The 15,182-nt window shown below is 65.7% G+C and carries 15 protein-coding genes; 3 read left to right on the top strand and 12 right to left on the bottom strand.

Going from position 1 to position 15,182, the window contains the following annotated elements; all coding sequences use genetic code 11:
* Nucleotides 1-8: 8 nt before the first annotated feature.
* Both U5A89_RS18510 and U5A89_RS18515 read right to left on the bottom strand, forming a co-directional pair.
* Nucleotides 9-674 (bottom strand): COQ9 family protein, encoded by a 666-nt coding sequence (locus tag U5A89_RS18510; RefSeq protein WP_338162487.1) that lies wholly within the window; start codon nucleotides 672-674, stop codon nucleotides 9-11.
* Between the two features lie 9 nt (nucleotides 675-683).
* Nucleotides 684-1,565 (bottom strand): DMT family transporter, encoded by an 882-nt coding sequence (locus U5A89_RS18515; protein WP_338162488.1) that lies wholly within the window; start codon nucleotides 1,563-1,565, stop codon nucleotides 684-686.
* Between the two features lie 69 nt (nucleotides 1,566-1,634).
* Here U5A89_RS18515 and U5A89_RS18520 point away from each other — a divergent pair, with 69 nt between their 5' ends.
* Nucleotides 1,635-2,729 (top strand): alkene reductase, encoded by a 1,095-nt coding sequence (locus U5A89_RS18520; protein ID WP_338162489.1) that lies wholly within the window; start codon nucleotides 1,635-1,637, stop codon nucleotides 2,727-2,729.
* 53 nt (nucleotides 2,730-2,782) lie between these two features.
* Here U5A89_RS18520 and ribH read toward each other — a convergent pair whose 3' ends face one another.
* From ribH to U5A89_RS18550, 6 genes are all read right to left on the bottom strand, one after another.
* On the bottom strand, nucleotides 2,783-3,205 hold the full coding sequence (gene ribH / locus U5A89_RS18525; protein ID WP_338162490.1) for a 6,7-dimethyl-8-ribityllumazine synthase: 423 nt from the start codon (nucleotides 3,203-3,205) through the stop codon (nucleotides 2,783-2,785).
* A gap of 10 nt (nucleotides 3,206-3,215) precedes the next feature.
* The gene (gene ribB / locus U5A89_RS18530) at nucleotides 3,216-4,502 is read right to left on the bottom strand and encodes a 3,4-dihydroxy-2-butanone-4-phosphate synthase (RefSeq protein ID WP_338162491.1); all 1,287 of its coding nucleotides are present in this window, start codon (nucleotides 4,500-4,502) and stop codon (nucleotides 3,216-3,218) included.
* A gap of 131 nt (nucleotides 4,503-4,633) precedes the next feature.
* Entirely contained in the window at nucleotides 4,634-5,242 is a 609-nt protein-coding gene (locus U5A89_RS18535; RefSeq protein WP_338162492.1) for a riboflavin synthase, read from the bottom strand.
* Between the two features lie 104 nt (nucleotides 5,243-5,346).
* Complete coding sequence (gene ribD, locus U5A89_RS18540; protein WP_338162493.1) at nucleotides 5,347-6,345, bottom strand: bifunctional diaminohydroxyphosphoribosylaminopyrimidine deaminase/5-amino-6-(5-phosphoribosylamino)uracil reductase RibD; 999 nt, start codon at nucleotides 6,343-6,345, stop codon at nucleotides 5,347-5,349.
* A 5-nt stretch (nucleotides 6,346-6,350) separates the two neighbouring features.
* The gene (locus tag U5A89_RS18545) at nucleotides 6,351-6,833 is read right to left on the bottom strand and encodes a hypothetical protein (protein ID WP_338162494.1); all 483 of its coding nucleotides are present in this window, start codon (nucleotides 6,831-6,833) and stop codon (nucleotides 6,351-6,353) included.
* A 93-nt stretch (nucleotides 6,834-6,926) separates the two neighbouring features.
* Complete coding sequence (locus U5A89_RS18550; RefSeq protein ID WP_445190669.1) at nucleotides 6,927-7,643, bottom strand: energy transducer TonB; 717 nt, start codon at nucleotides 7,641-7,643, stop codon at nucleotides 6,927-6,929.
* 205 nt (nucleotides 7,644-7,848) lie between these two features.
* Between U5A89_RS18550 and U5A89_RS18555 the strand changes: the two genes are divergently transcribed.
* Complete coding sequence (locus U5A89_RS18555; protein ID WP_338162495.1) at nucleotides 7,849-8,382, top strand: EF-hand domain-containing protein; 534 nt, start codon at nucleotides 7,849-7,851, stop codon at nucleotides 8,380-8,382.
* A 129-nt stretch (nucleotides 8,383-8,511) separates the two neighbouring features.
* On the opposite strand, the gene U5A89_RS18560 is transcribed toward U5A89_RS18555, so the two are convergent.
* From U5A89_RS18560 to U5A89_RS18570, 3 genes are all read right to left on the bottom strand, one after another.
* On the bottom strand, nucleotides 8,512-9,777 hold the full coding sequence (locus U5A89_RS18560; protein WP_338162496.1) for a DUF445 domain-containing protein: 1,266 nt from the start codon (nucleotides 9,775-9,777) through the stop codon (nucleotides 8,512-8,514).
* Between the two features lie 56 nt (nucleotides 9,778-9,833).
* On the bottom strand, nucleotides 9,834-12,998 hold the full coding sequence (locus U5A89_RS18565; protein ID WP_338162497.1) for an efflux RND transporter permease subunit: 3,165 nt from the start codon (nucleotides 12,996-12,998) through the stop codon (nucleotides 9,834-9,836).
* A 141-nt stretch (nucleotides 12,999-13,139) separates the two neighbouring features.
* A complete protein-coding gene (locus U5A89_RS18570; protein WP_338162498.1) occupies nucleotides 13,140-14,312 on the bottom strand; it encodes an efflux RND transporter periplasmic adaptor subunit in 1,173 nt (390 codons plus the stop codon).
* A gap of 223 nt (nucleotides 14,313-14,535) precedes the next feature.
* On the opposite strand from U5A89_RS18570, the gene U5A89_RS18575 reads away from it, so the two are divergent.
* A complete protein-coding gene (locus U5A89_RS18575) occupies nucleotides 14,536-14,784 on the top strand; it encodes a GlsB/YeaQ/YmgE family stress response membrane protein (protein WP_338162499.1) in 249 nt (82 codons plus the stop codon).
* Nucleotides 14,785-14,847: 63 nt separating this feature from the next.
* Here the strand turns inward: U5A89_RS18575 and U5A89_RS18580 are convergent, their stop codons facing one another.
* Nucleotides 14,848-15,105: a GlsB/YeaQ/YmgE family stress response membrane protein gene (locus tag U5A89_RS18580; protein WP_088182423.1), complete on the bottom strand. Its 258-nt coding sequence runs from the start codon at nucleotides 15,103-15,105 to the stop codon at nucleotides 14,848-14,850.
* Between the last annotated feature and the right edge of the window lie 77 nt (nucleotides 15,106-15,182).

A 15,182-nucleotide genomic window follows, 5' to 3' on the forward strand; every position in this document is an offset into this window, starting at 1 on the left:
TCACCCCGTCAAATCGCGGGATAGCGCAGCCGCCCGATGAATCGCGACAGGCTGAGCCGCTCGCCGCCGCCAGCGCCCTTGACCTTGGCTTTCAGCTTTTCGAACTGCATGACATTCTCGATCCGGCGGGCCAGGAAGGCGCGGCTGTCGGCATGGCCTTCACTTTCATCGTCCACGAACACCAGCAGGGTCGCGGCATAGACGGCGGTCAGCGTGGTGCGCTTGCTATAATGGGCGAGGTCCGTGGCGGTGTCGCCCGCCGCGCGCCACATCACATCCGCCGCGCGCCAGCCCAGCTTGCCCGCGCGCACCGCATTGGTCGGCAGCGCCAGGATCGCGATCGCGCGGCGCAGCGCCTCGCGGTCGGGCGCCAGCAGCGTCAGCCGGGCTTCAATAAGGGCGATGATCTTCTTGCGGATCGACATGGCTGCCAACTCCTCGGGCGGCAGTGCGTCGATCATGCGCGCGTCGATGCTGGCGAACCAAGCATCGATCATGTCGACCGCACCATCGGCAAAGGCGAGCGCAGCGATATCGGCATCCACGCCCTTTTCCGCCGCCGCCATCGCCACCGCCTGCGCGCGCCAACCGTCGAATGCGGCATGGCGCGCCAGCAACGGCGCCAGCAAGGTGCGGATTTCGTCGAGGGTCAGGTCTTCGGGGGCTTGGCTCATAGGCGATATCTAGGCCCGTGCGGGCAGCCGCACAAGCACCAGCGCCGCGCCGACCGCCACCGTACCGACGATATCGACCGGACTGAGCCATTCGCCGAACAACAGCCAGCCCAGCATCGCCGCCACCGCCGGTTGCAGCATCAGGCTGACCCCCAGTATCAGCGGCGAAAACCAGCCGATCGCATAGGTCAGCAACCCCTGCCCCACCAGCTGGCTCGACAGCGCCAGCACGATCAGCGGCGTCCAGTCGCCCGGCATCACCCGTTCGCCCAGCGCCAGCGCGCATAGCAGCAGCGCAGGCGCACTCGCCACGCTCGACACCGCCAGCACCGGCCAGCTGCCCAGCCGCCCGCGCACCTGCTGCACGATCAGCAGATAGGCGGTGTAGAATATGCCCGCGACCAGGCAGAGTAGGTCGCCCTTCAGGTTGCCGATCGACAGTTCATAACTGCCCGCCATCATCACCAGTGCGCCCGCACCCGCCAGCAGCAGCGCCGCCGCCTGCATCCCACGCGGCTTCTGGCGCAGCACCAGCATCCCCCAGGCGGGCAGGAACAGCCCGCTCATATTGCCGAACACCGTCGCATTGGCGACCTTGGTATACAAAATCCCGACATGCCATGCGGCCAGATCAGCCGCGAAGACCAGCCCCGCCAGCATCAGCGCGATCCACTCCCCCCGCGTCGGCGGCATCCGTTTCAGGCCCGGCCGCGCGAGCAACAGCAGGAAAGGCAGCGCCAGCGTCAACCGCCAGAACGCCGCCGCCACCGGCCCGACGTCCGACAGCCGCACCAATACCGGCCCCAGCGGCAGGACCAGGTTCGCCAGCAACAGCGCTGGAAAGGCAAGGCGCGGCACCCCAAGTTGCGCGGCGGGGGTTGAACTGGACATGCCGGCTCCCTAGCTGGCTTTGCGCATCAAGTCCCGTTGCAATATGCAACTATGATCAAGGGAGTTTCCATGACCAGCCTGTTCGATCCCATCCAGATCGGCGCGATTCGCGCGCCCAACCGCGTCATCATGGCCCCGCTGACCCGCGGCCGCGCCACCCGCGACCATGTGCCAACCCCGATCATGGTGGACTATTATCGTCAGCGCGCCTCGGCGGGCCTGATCATCAGCGAAGCGACCGGCATTTCGCGGCAGGGGCTGGGCTGGCCCTATGCGCCGGGCATCTGGTCCGACGAGCAGGTCGCCGCCTGGCGTCCGGTGACGCAGGCGGTGCACGATGCGGGCGGGCGGATTATCGTCCAGCTTTGGCATATGGGCCGCCAGGTGCACAGCAGCGTGACGGGCGAACAGCCGGTATCGTCCAGCGCCACCGCCACGGCGGGCGACGCGCACACCTATGAAGGCAAGGCGCCGTTCGAAACCGCACGGCCGCTTGGGCTGGACGAAATTCCCGGCCTCATCGACACCTATGTCCGCGCCGCCCATAATGCGATCGCCGCCGGGTTCGACGGAATTCAGATCCATGCCGCCAACGGCTATCTGATCGACCAGTTTCTGCGCGACAACGCCAATTTCCGCACCGACCAATATGGCGGCAGCGTCGAAAATCGCGTCCGCCTGCTACGCGAAGTGACGCAGGCGGTGGTCGACGCGATCGGCGCGGACAAGGTGTCGGTGCGCCTGTCCCCCAATGGCGATAGCCAGGGCGTGAACGACAGCGATCCCGCCAGCCTCTTTGCCCATGCTGCGGACGTCCTGAACGCGATCGGCATCGCCTCGCTCGAACTGCGCGAACCCGGCCCGGACGGCACTTTCGGCCGTACCGACGTGCCCCGCCAATCGCCGCTCATCCGCCAGCATTTCAAGGGGCCGTTGATCCTCAACAGCGATTATGATGCCGACCGGGCGCAGGCCGATCTGGACAGCGGCCTTGCCGATGCGATCAGCTTCGGCCGCCCGCTGCTCGCCAATCCCGATCTGGTGGAGCGCCTGCGCGAAGGCGCGCCGCTCAACCCCATTCAGGATATGACGACCTGGTACGGCCCGGGCGAAAAGGGCTATACCGACTATCCCACGCTGGAACAGGCCAAGGCAACCGCCTGAACCAGCCGAACCTGAACTGTTCCCCGGCGAAAGCCGGGGTCCAGTCCCACGTTTTACATCCCGAACCGCTCGCGCAACGCCAGCATCGCGATCGCCGCCTTGGCCGCTTCGCCGCCCTTGTCCTTTTCGGTCCGCTTCGCGCGGGTCAACGCCTGCGCTTCATTCTCGACGGTCAAAATGCCGTTGCCGATCGCGATCGCATCCATGCTCAGCGCCATCAGGCCGCGCGCGCTTTCGTTCGACACCACTTCGAAATGATAGGTTTCGCCGCGGATCACCACGCCGATCGCGATGAAGCCGTCATAGCGCCCGCTTTCCGCCGCCAGCGCGATCGCGCCGGGGATTTCCAGCGCGCCCGGCACGGTCACCACCTCATATTTATGACCCGCCTCGTCCAGCGCCGCCTTCGCGCCCTCGATCAGCAGGTCGTTCAGATGGTCGTAGAAACGCGCTTCGACGATCAGAAACTTGGCCATGATATATCCTTTACAGTTCGACCGGGCGCTCGCCCACCACGGCCAGGTCGTAGCCGTCCAGCGCGATCAGGCTGTGGTGGCTGTTGGTCAGCAGCACCATGTCGTGGACGCCCAGGTCCGCCAATATCTGCGCGCCTACGCCATAGTCGCGCAATTCGTCCATGCCCGGCTGCGGCTGCCCGGCATGATGCTGGATCAGGCGGCTGAGCAGATCATTATCCTCGGTCCGCTGGGCCAGGATGACGACGATGCCGCTGCCTTCGCGGCCGATGATTTCCATCGACCGGGCCAGCACGTCGCCGCGCGGCCCTTCCAGCCCGAACATGTCGTTCAATGGCGAAAGCTGATGCATCCGCACCAAAGTCGGCTGTTCCGGGTCGATATAGCCCTTTTGCAGCACGATCTGTTCGGTCTGGGTGCCCTTGTTGTAGAAGGTGATCGCCTTCCACTCGCCGCCCCATTTGCTGGTGAAGGTCGCTTCGGCCCGGCGTTCGACCATATGGTCGTGGCGACGGCGATAGGCGATCAGGTCGCGGATCGTGCCGATCTTCATCTTATGCTTCTGCGCGAAGGGGATGAGGTCGTCCAGGCGCGCCATCGTGCCGTCGTCCTTCATCACTTCGCAGATCACGCCCGACGGGTTCAGGCCCGCCAGCCGCGCCACATCGACCGCCGCTTCGGTATGGCCGGTGCGCACCAGCACGCCGCCATCCTTGGCGACCAGCGGAAAGACATGGCCCGGCGTCACGATATCGGCCTTGCCCTTCGACCCGTCGATCGCGACCGAAACGGTGCGCGCGCGGTCGGCGGCGCTGATGCCGGTGGTCACGCCGACGCGCGCCTCGATCGACACGGTGAACGCAGTCTCGTGCCGCGTGCCGTTGTTGCGGCTCATCAGGTCCAGACCCAGTTCGTCCACCCGCGCCTTGGTCAGCGCCAGGCAGATGAGGCCGCGGCCATGCGTCGCCATGAAATTGATCGCATCGGGCGTCGCCATCTGCGCCGGGATCACCAAGTCGCCTTCATTCTCCCGGTCCTCGTCATCGACCAGGATGAACATGCGGCCGTTGCGGGCTTCGTTGATGATTTCCTCGGGACTGGCGAGCGCGGTGCCGCCTTCGCGCTTGAGCAGATAGGTTTCCAGCTTGCCCAGCGTGTCGGCCGTCGGATTCCAGTCGCTTTCGCCGAGCTTGCGCAGCGAATTGGCGTGCAGCCCGGCGGCGCGCGCCAGGCCGGAACGAGACATGCCGCCATCGGTGACGAGGCTGCGGACGGTATCGAGAAGCGCGGACGACATGGGAAACGACTCCTTCCCCAGATGGGATAGCGCCGATATCACATTGCAGTGTGATTATTTCAAGTGAGAAATCACAATGTGATTAGCTCTGGCAGTGATTTTCAAGTCGGGCAGAATGGTGCGCCTTCACATCACTTGGCTCGCAAACTCTGCATCCGGTCGAGATAGCGCGCCAGCACATCGATCTCCAGATTGAACGCGCGGCCATCGGGCAGCGCAGCCAACGTTGTCGCAGCGGCGGTGTGCGGGATGATGTTCAGCCCGAAATGCACGCTGCCATCGGCCTGATCATCGACGCTGTTGACCGTCAGCGAAATGCCGTCGAGCGTGATCGATCCCTTGGCCGCCAGCGCGGCGGCCAACTCCGCAGGCGCGCTGATCACCAACCGGGTCGAATTGCCTTCGGTCGTCGCCGACACCAGCAGGCCGATGCCATCGACATGGCCGGTGACGATATGGCCGCCCAGCTCGTCGCCGACCTTGAGCGCGCGCTCCAGGTTCAACCGCCCGCCCTGCGTCCACAGGCCCGGCGCGGTGCGCGTCACGGTTTCGGCCGACAGGTCGACCGCGAACCAGTCCGCCCCCTTTTCCACCACCGTCAGGCAGGCACCCGAACAGGCGATCGACGCGCCGATCGCAACACCGTCCATGTCATAACCGCATCCGATGACGAGCCGCAGGTCGCCCCGCTGCTCCGCCGATCGCACGGTGCCGATGTCGGTGATGATGCCGGTGAACATGCGCTTTGATCCACTTGAATAGCTGATGTTCCCCGGCGAAGGCCGGGGTCCAGTTTCACGGTCGGAACTGGACCCCGGCCTTCGCCGGGGAACATGAAAACCCCCTAAGCGCTCCGCACCGCCTCGTAAACCTCCAGCCGGTCGACGCCCAGCACGCGGCTGTCGGTCATCCGCCAGCGACCATGCGCCTGCGCCAGATCAGCCAGCCCGATGTCGCCGACCCCGGCCAGCCCGGCACCGATGACGATCGGCGCACGATACAGCAGTAACCGGTCCACCAGCCCGGCGCGCAGGAAAGCGGCGGCCGTTTCCGCCCCGCCCTCCACCAGCAGATGATCGACCCGCTCCAGCGTCGCGATGTCTTCGGGCGCACCGATCCGCTCCCAGCCGACAGGCGCATCGCCCCGGCTCAGCAAAATCCGCCGCGGCGATCGATCGGTCAGGCCCGCCAGCCGCACGTCCAGGCGCGGCGCATCGGCGCGCAGCGTCCCGCCACCCACCAATATCGCGTCATGCCGCGCCCGCTCCATATGCGCATGGGCGCGCGCATCCGGCCCGGTGATCCACCGGCTCGATCCATCCGCCAGCGCGATCCGTCCATCGAGCGACAGGCCCAGCTTCAACGTCACATGCGGGCGACCCAGCGTCTGGCGCAGCACGAATCCGGCCATGGCGCGCGCGGCGTCATCCGCCATCAGCCCCATGTCGACGCGCACGCCGCGATCGCGCAGCCAGGCCGCGCCCTGCCCATCGGTGCGCGGATCGGGATCGCGCAGCGCGATCACCACCCGCGCGACGCCCGCGCGCGCCATCAGGTCGGCGCAGCGCGGCCCGCGCGGCGACAGATGGAAACAGGGCTCCAGCGTCACATAGGCCGTCGCGCCCGCCGCCCGGTCCATCGCCTGGTCCAGCGCCTGCGCTTCGGCATGGGGGCGGCCGCCCTTCTGGGTCCAGCCTCGGCCCACGATCCGGCCATCGCGTACGATCAGGCAACCGACATTGGGATTGGGGGTGGAAAGGCCGCGCCCTCGCCCCGACAAAGCGATGGCGGCGGCCATATAGCGCCGATCCTGCGCCGACGATAACTGCACAGGCGACGGCATGTCGTTCAGGGCCGCGCGGTTCCCGTGGGCTGCGCGCCGGGCTTGGCGACGGCGGCGGCAGGGGCCGATTCTTCCGCCTTGGCCAGCCGCTCATCCAGCAGTGCGTCGATCTGCTTCACCGCTTCTTTGCGGCGCGCAGTGTTGCGCGCTTCCTCATCCCGCCATTCGATACCGAAGGCGTCGGCATAGCCCTGCATCCGCTTCTGCTGCTTTTCCAAAGCCGCCTCGCGCTTGGCGAAATCGATCTTCTGTTGCAGGATGATCGCCGCGTCGGACCGGTTCGCGTCCCAGCTTTGGACATAGATGATCTTGTTGCGGGTCGGCATCGTGTTGGTGTTCGCATCGACCACGAACGTCCAGATGATGACATATGTCAGCGCGATCGACACGCCCAGCAGCGGCCATTTATGCTGCCGCTGCTGCTTGAAATAGCCCCAGAAATCGCCGAGCGCATTTTTGGGGGAAACGGGACGGGGAAATATCGCCATGCCGCCCTTATAGGGCAGCGCGGGCGTCAATGCAAAATGGTCGATACCCGCCTCCCATTTTTCTCTCCGTCCCGTTATCTGCTGGCCCTATCCCTATCGTTCCGTCAAGGTGAAGCGCACCGTCAGCGTCTTGGTCGACCCCACCGCCACCCCGTCGCGCGTCGCGGGACGGAATCGCCATTTGCGCAACGCGTGCCGCTGGGTCGCCAACCAGAAACTCTCGTCGCTGGCCGACAGCTTCTCGATATCCGTCACGCGCCCGTCCGGGCTGATGGTGACGCGCACCGTGACCACGCCTTCCGCGCCCTGGCGGATCATCGCGCCAGGATAGTCGGGCTGAAACGCGGACAGCGCGCGTGGATCGATCGCCGCTTCGGTCAGCACCGGCGCGCGCGGCGGATCGATCGGCGGCAGGATCACCGGGGGAAGCGGATCGCCCCCCAGATCGCGGCCGCCCGTCACGACGGGATCGTCACTCGGCAGCACCACCTCCGGATCGGCGGCGGTGGGTTGCCGGGGTTGCGGCCGGGTCGGCAGCGTCGATTCGGTCCGGCTGTCCTTCGCGACCTCCGGCGGTGGTGGCGGCGAGTCTATCGGAATATTGTGGGCGGTCATCGGCGGCGTGGGCGTGAAGACGTCGATCACCTCCTTGGGCAGCAGCAGGAAGGCGCCGATCAACAGCCCATGCACGGCGATAGTGCCACCCAACCCCAAAGGCGATTTGTGTCCCGCCCCATAATGCGATCGCCCGTCGCCGCTGCTTGTGGTCCCTGTTGCCTGCCCGCTAACCGATAGTGCTTTCAATCGCATTGTCCGGCTCCTCGTCTGTCGCATCCTCTCGCCGGTCCGTGGCCCTTTTTCCCATGGCCTTCCACCGCCGATGAAATGATACAACATTATTTCATGATATGTTGCAACATTATTTTTGATCGTCTGCAACATAGCCGTCGCATCGGGACATATGGCGGCAAAGCAGCCATGCGACATAGGCCGTCTTCCGCCATTCGGAGCAGCCATGCCGCGTCTTCGCCATTGCCTTTTTACTGTCGCACTCGCTGTCTCGGCCCCGCTCGTCGCGCAGCCTGCGATCGGCTTTGAGGTCAGCCCCTGGGCAGCGGACGCCGATGGCGACGGGCGCATCAGCCGGGACGAAATGACCGCCTATATGGACCGCCGCTTCGGCCTGATGGATCAGGATGGCGACGGGCTGGTGCCGGTCCCGGCGATGCAGCGCATGTTGGGCCATGAACAACCGGCGCGCACCCCGCCGACCGGCGGCAAGCGACGCGGCCCCGGCGGGCCGGGCGCCGGCGCACCACCGCCGGGCGGCCGCCCAGCAACGGGCAAAGCTGCCGATACGGGTGCCCCACCCCCGCCGCCTGGCCGCGCCATGCCTTGGCCCGAAGACGGCAATGACGACGGCCAGATCGATCAAGCCGAATTTCTCGCTCCCGCGCTCGCACTATTCGCCGACCAGGACCGCAATGGCGACGATGTGCTGACCGCCGACGAACTGCCGCCGCCGCCCGATCGGCATCCTGACGACTAAGGTTTTACAGCTAGGAACCGGCCCCTCTTCCTCTCCTCTGCATGGCCGGTTCCGCCGGGGCGCATCGTTTGGCCCGATGCGTCCCGGCACATCCTTGTAAGAAGCGCGCGAACGGTTGACGCCACCCCGTCAGAACAGCGTATCGACCGTGTGAATCACCAAGCCCACCAGCCCGCCGACCAGCGTCCCGTTGATGCGGATATATTGCAGGTCGCGCCCGACCGCATTTTCCAGCCGACTGGTGACCGTCCCCGCGTCCCAGCCGCGCACGGTGTCACTGACCAGCCGCACGATCGCATCGCCATAGCTGGCAGTCGCACCCACCGCCGCGCGCCGCACGAAACGGTTGATCACCAGCCGCAGTCGCGCTTCCTGCTGCAAGGTCGCGCCCAGCTGCCGCAACGCCTCGCCCAGCCGCCCCGCCATCGCCTTGCCCGGATCACGCACCGCCCGCAGCAACCCGCCGCGCGCCTGTTCCCACATTCCCGCGATCCAGCGCTGCATCGCCGGGTTGTCGACGATCTCGTCGCGGATCTTGGCGACCTTGGCCTGCATCTCCAGATCAAACTGCAGGTCGAAGGCCAGCTTCTCCATCCCTTCCTCCGCCTTCAACCGCAGGCTGTGGCCCGGATCGGCGGCCATTTCCGCCAGCATCTTGCGCAGCCCCGACAGGATCGCGTTCGCCAGATTTTCGTCCAGCCCGGTCCAGCGCAGCACCTTGCCAGCGCGGTCCTGCACCATCTGTCGGATCAGATGCTCATTGGCCTCCAGCGTCTTGTCCGCCCAATGGATGATGCCGTCCATCACCGGGGCGTGGCGCCCGTCGCGCATCGCCGCCTCGATCGCCTGGCCGACCAGCGGGCCGATATTGATCGCGCGCAGTCGTTGGCCGATCGCCCCCTTCACCATGCCGCCCAGCCGCTCCTGGTCCAGCTCCTCCAATATATCGGCCACCAGCCGCGACGCGCCTTCGCGCAATCGCCCGTCGCCTTCCGATGGGCTGGCCAGAAACCGCCCGGCCGCCGCGGCGACATCCATGCCGCGCATCCGCCGCGCGACCACGGCGGGGGTCAGGAAATTGTCGCGCAGGAACAGGGCCAGCGTGTCGCCGATCCGGTCCTTGTTGCGCGGGATGATGGCGGTGTGGGGAATGGGCAGGCCCATCGGATGGCGGAACAGTGCGGTGACCGCGAACCAGTCGGCCAGGCCGCCGACCATCGCCGCCTCGGCAAAGGATTGGACGAAGCCGATGGCGGGATGAAGATGCACGGTGGCGCGCGCCGTGATGAACAACAGCGCCATCGCGATCAGCATGCCGGTCGCGACCAGCCGCATCTGCCGGGCGGGATGCGGCGCGATATCTCCTCTGGACCGGGGCAGGCGAAGCAGCGTCATGGCCGTTCAACGGTTACGCCACCGTTTCGTTCAGGCAAAGCCTGCTTTTACCCGCATCATTCCGCCGGATGGGGATGCACCGGCCGATCCTTGTCATCGCCCGGCTTGTAGGTCAGCAGTCCCCGGCCCAATCGCGGTCCGACCCAGCTTTCGATCGCGATCGCCAGGCTGAAGGTTGCGGGCACGATCACCAGCGTCAACACCGTCGACAGCATGAGGCCGCCGATCACGGTGATGCCCATCGGCTGACGCCACGCCCCGTCCCCCGACAGGGCGAGAGCCGTGGGCACCATGCCCGCCACCATCGCCACCGTGGTCATCACGATCGGCTGGGCGCGCTTGTGCCCGGCATCGACGATCGCATCGAACTTGGGCACGCCCTTGTCCATCTCCTCCAACGCGAAGTCGATGACGAGGATCGAGTTTTTGGCGACGATGCCCAGCAGCATCAGCAGCCCGATGAACACCGGCAAGGACAAAGGCTGCCCCGCAATATGCAGGGCTATCGCCCCGCCCAGCGGCGCCAGCAGCAACGACCCCAGATTGACGAACGGCGGCATGATCCGCTTGTAGAGCAGGGTCAGCACCGCCAGCACCAGCAGGATGCCGGACGCGACGGCGATGGCGAAATTGGTCAGCATTTCCGCCTGGAACTTGCTGTCGCCCGCCTCGATCTTCTGCACGCCCTGCAGGGTGCCGCCGTTGATCGCCTTCATCAGCGGCAGGGCGTTGATCTTGGCGTTCGCCTGGCTGGTGACGATACCGGGCGCCAGGTCTGCGCCCACCACGATGCGGCGGATCTGGTTATAGCGGCGGATCTGCGTCGGTCCCGCGCCGAAGCTGATATCGGCCACCACCTTGAGCGGCACCGATCCGCCCGAAACCGTGGGCACCGGCATATTTTCGATCGTGCCGATATCCTTGCGGCTCTCTTCGGCGATCGACACGCGGATCGGGATCTGGCGGTCGGACAGCGAGAATTTCGCGCTATTCTGGTCGATATCGCCGATCGTCGCGATGCGGATCGACTGGCTGAGCGCCGCCGTCGTCACGCCCAGGCTGGCGGCCAGGTCGAGGCGCGGCTTGATGATGATTTCGGGGCGCTGCATGTCGCCCTGCACGCGCGGCGCGCGCAATTCGGGGATGCGGGCCATTTCGGCGACCAGCTGGTTGGCCGTCTGCTCCAGCTTGATGGGATCGTCCGATCCGAACATCAGGATGATGTCGCGGCCAAAGCCGCCGCCGGACTGCGACTGGAAATTCACGCGGGCGTCGGCGATCGTCTGGAATTTCGGCGCGACCTTGCGTTCCCAATCGACCGAACTGATCGGCCGGTCCTTCTTGAGCGTCAGGAAGATGTCAGCCGATGTCGGCTCGACGTCGGCGAAGGCGGCCTCCACCACATCGCTGTCGGCCGCCAACATGTCGGCGACCTTGCGCGTGATGGCGGTAGTCTGCGCCAATGTGCTGCCCGGTACGGTTTCGATCTTGACCTGGCTGAAATCGGTGTTGGTGGTCGGCTGGAACGTCATCGGCAAGGTGGTGAACGCGACGATCGTCGCGACGAACGCCAGGAAGCCGAAGCCCACCGTCCACATCCGGTGATCCAGGAAGATCGCTGTAAACCGCCGCCAGCCACCGCGCGCGCGATGAGCGATCGCCCGGCGCTCATCCAGCGACCAGCGCAGGACCGCCATGTAGCGATCCATCATCCAGCCTTCGCCATGGCTCGCCTCGCCATGGGCTTTGAGGAAATAGGCCGCGACCATCGGCGTGATGAGGCGCGCGACGGCCAGGCTCATCAATACGGACACGACGACCGTCATGCCGAACTGGATGAAGAACTGGCCCGATACGCCCGGCATCAACGCCACCGGCAGGAACACCGCGACGATCGCCATGGTCGTCGCCAGCACCGCCAGGCCGATCTCGTCCGCCGCGTCGATCGACGCCTGATAGGCCGATTTGCCCATCCGCATATGCCGCACGATATTCTCGATCTCGACGATGGCGTCATCGACCAGCACGCCTGCGACCAGACTGAGCGCCAGCAACGAGATGGTGTTGAGCGTGAAGCCCATCATATCCATGAACCAGAAGGCGGGGATCGCCGACAACGGGATCGCCAGCGCGGAAATCATCGTCGCGCGCCAGTCGCGCAGGAACAGGAAGACGATGACGACCGCCAGCACGGCGCCCTCGATCATCGCGGCCATCGCCGAATGATATTGTTCCTTGGTATATTCGACGCTGGTATAAAGCTGCTTGAACTTGACCTTGGGATTTTCGGCCTTCAGCTTGTCCAGCACCTTCATCGCATTGTCGTAAACGGTGACGTCGGACGCGCCCTTGGCCTTTTCCATGCTGAAGCTGGTAACCTGTCGCCCGTTCATCAGGCCCAGGCTGCGCTGTTCCGCATACATGTCGCGGACCTCAGCGATGTCCGACAGCTTGACCGTCCGCGCACCGCTGATCGCGATCTGCGTTGCGCCCAGGTCGCGGGCGTTGCGGGCGTTGCCCAGCACGCGGATCGACTGTTCGGCGCCTGCGATCTCGGTACGGCCGCCCGCCGCGTTCAAATTGACCTGCTGCAGCTGCGCATTGACCTGCGCCGCAGTAATGCCGAACGCCTGCAGCTTGGCCGGGTCCAGGATGACGCGGATTTCCCGGCTGACGCCGCCGCCGCGATTGACCGCCGCCATGCCGCTGACCGACAGCAGCCGCTTGGCGACCGTATTGTCGACATACCAGGACAGTTCCTCCAGCGTCATGTCGGTCGCTTCGGCGCTGAAATAGGCGATCGGGCCACCGTCGATGTCGATTCGGGTGACCTGCGGCTCCAATATGCCGTCGGGCAGGTCGCTGCGGATCTGGTCCACCGCGTTCTTGACGTCGTTGACCGCGCGATCGACCGGCGTGCCGATCTGGAACTGAACATTGGTCAACGACTGGCCTTCGGACGCGAAGGATATGATGTCGTCGACGCCGCTGATGCCCCGCACCGCCGCCTCGATCCGCTGCGTGACCTGGGTTTCCAATTCGGTGGGCGCAGCGCCCGGCTGGCTGACGGTGACGCTGACGGCCGGGAAGCTGATGTCGGGATTGTTGTTGACGTCCATCCGCATGAAGCTGACCATGCCAGCCAGCATCAGCGCGGCGAACATCACCAGCGGCGTCACCGGGTTGCGGATGGCCCATGCGGAAATATTGCGAAAATTCATGACGGGCTTCCCTCACCGGACGCGCTGGCGCGTCCGTCCAACCTCTGCCGGACGCAGCCTATGCGCCCTATTCAACCTGTTCGGCGCTTGGTGGCGCCTGTCCTGCCGTCCGGGGGAGCAGCCACGCGCTGCGCCGATCCCTTAGCGGCTCTTCAACAATTCCGGCTTCACCTTCTGCCCCGGCGTCAGGAAGGCGCCGGCGGACGTGACGATGCTTTCCCCGCCGTCGATCCCGCTCGTCACCGCCACCCCGGCCTCCGACACCTGCCCCACCGTCACGGCGCGCCGTTCCACCTGGTTCTTGGCGTTGATGACATAGACATAGCTGCCCTTCGCGTCGCTCTGCACCGCCAATTCGGGCAGCAACGGGGCGCTGCCCGATCCGCTGGTGATGGTCGCTGCGGCAAAGCCGCCCGGCCGGATCGCCGGATTATAGGCGACGGCGATGCGCGCGATGCCCTGGCGCGTCTGGGGATCGACCACTGGCGACACCTGCCACACGCGCCCTGCAAACTGCTCGCGATGGCCGATCGGCGTCACCATCGCGCTATTGCCGGGCCGCAATGTCGCCAGATCGCCTTCGGCCACCTGCGCCTGCAATTCCATTTCGCCATCCTTGGCCAAGCGGAACAATATGCCGCTGCCCGCCTGGACGATCTGCCCCGGCTCGACCGTCCGGGTCAGCACCAGGCCGGATGCGGGTGCGCGGATATCGAGACGACCCGTGCGGGCGCGCTGTTCGGCCAGTTGCGCCGCGGCGACATCGACACGCGCCTGCGCCGCATCGCGAGTCGCCGTGCGCTGGTCAATGTCAGCCGCGCTGATGAAACCACGCCCCACCAGCGCCTTGGCGCGATCGAGCTGCGCCTGCGCCAGCTTGGAGTCAGCGCGCGCCACGTCCACCTGCGCGGCGAGCGATCGCACCTGTTCGACCTGCACCGACCGTTCGATGATCGCGAGCGACTGCCCCGCGCGCACCCAGTCGCCCGGCTGCACCAGAACGCGCGAGACCATGCCGCCTTCGCCGACCACGCCCACCGGCATGTCGACACGCGCGGCGAGCGATCCCGTCGCAGTGACGGTGCGCGACACGACCGACTGGCCCGGCCGCGTTACGGTGACGACGGGCACCTGCGCCGCGGGCGCCGCCGCCGTATCGGCCGCCTTTTCACCCCGCATTGATATCCAGGCGGCAACCGCGACGAGCACCACCACGACGCCGCCGATCAGCAGCAGCCGTTTGCGCCGTCGACGCCGGTCTTCATCATCGATGACGACCATCGAGTCGCCCATCAGCTGGGTTTCGTAATTCATGCCGCTTCTCGTCTCCGGCGCTTTGCCCTATTGGCAACTGTGTTATATGAATATAGCACCGCCCTCAACCCCCATTATCATGGTTCGACGGACCGCGGCAAAGCCATAATGCGCGGCGGAAAGGGGCAGAAAGACGGCATGATGATATGGAGCGCCCGTCGCACCGCATTGACTTGCCAAAAGACCCGGCTTGTGGCGCAATGAACCGGGGAGGGAAGATGTCATGGATTTATTGGGATGGATCGTGGTCGGCCTGCTCGCCGGGGCGATCGCGCGGCTGATCATGCCCGGCCGCGATCCGGGCGGGTGCATCGTCACCATATTGATGGGCATGTCCGGCGCACTGCTGGCCGGATTTGTGGGACGCCTCGCAGGCCTCTATGCGCCCGGCGAGCGGGCGGGCTTCATCGCCGCCATCATCGGCGCCGTTGCCATACTGGCGCTTTACCGGTTTTTCGCCGGGCGACGGTAAACCGGCATAAAAAAGGGCCGCGCCGAGGCGCAGCCCTTTTTGTGATGTGCGGGTGCGCTTTGGTTAGCGTACCGACCCGCGACGGACCAAGTTGACGATCGCCAGCAGGATGATGGCGCCGACCAGCGACACCAGGAAGCTGTACAGAGTCAGGCCCGCATTGTTGATCGAGCCGCCACTGAAGATCAGGCCGCCGATGAACGCGCCAACGATGCCGACGACGATGTTGAGCAGGATGCCCTGCTGTGCGTCAGTCCGCATCACCATGCTGGCAAGCCAGCCAATGACACCGCCGACGATAAGCCACAAGATAATGCCCATAAATACTCTCCTTGACCACGCCCCCAGCGGGTTGGGTGCTGCATTCAACGGAAGAGAAGGCGTCCCGTTCCATAGCG

Source organism: Sphingobium sp. HWE2-09 (genome assembly GCF_035989265.1).
Taxonomy (GTDB): domain Bacteria; phylum Pseudomonadota; class Alphaproteobacteria; order Sphingomonadales; family Sphingomonadaceae; genus Sphingobium.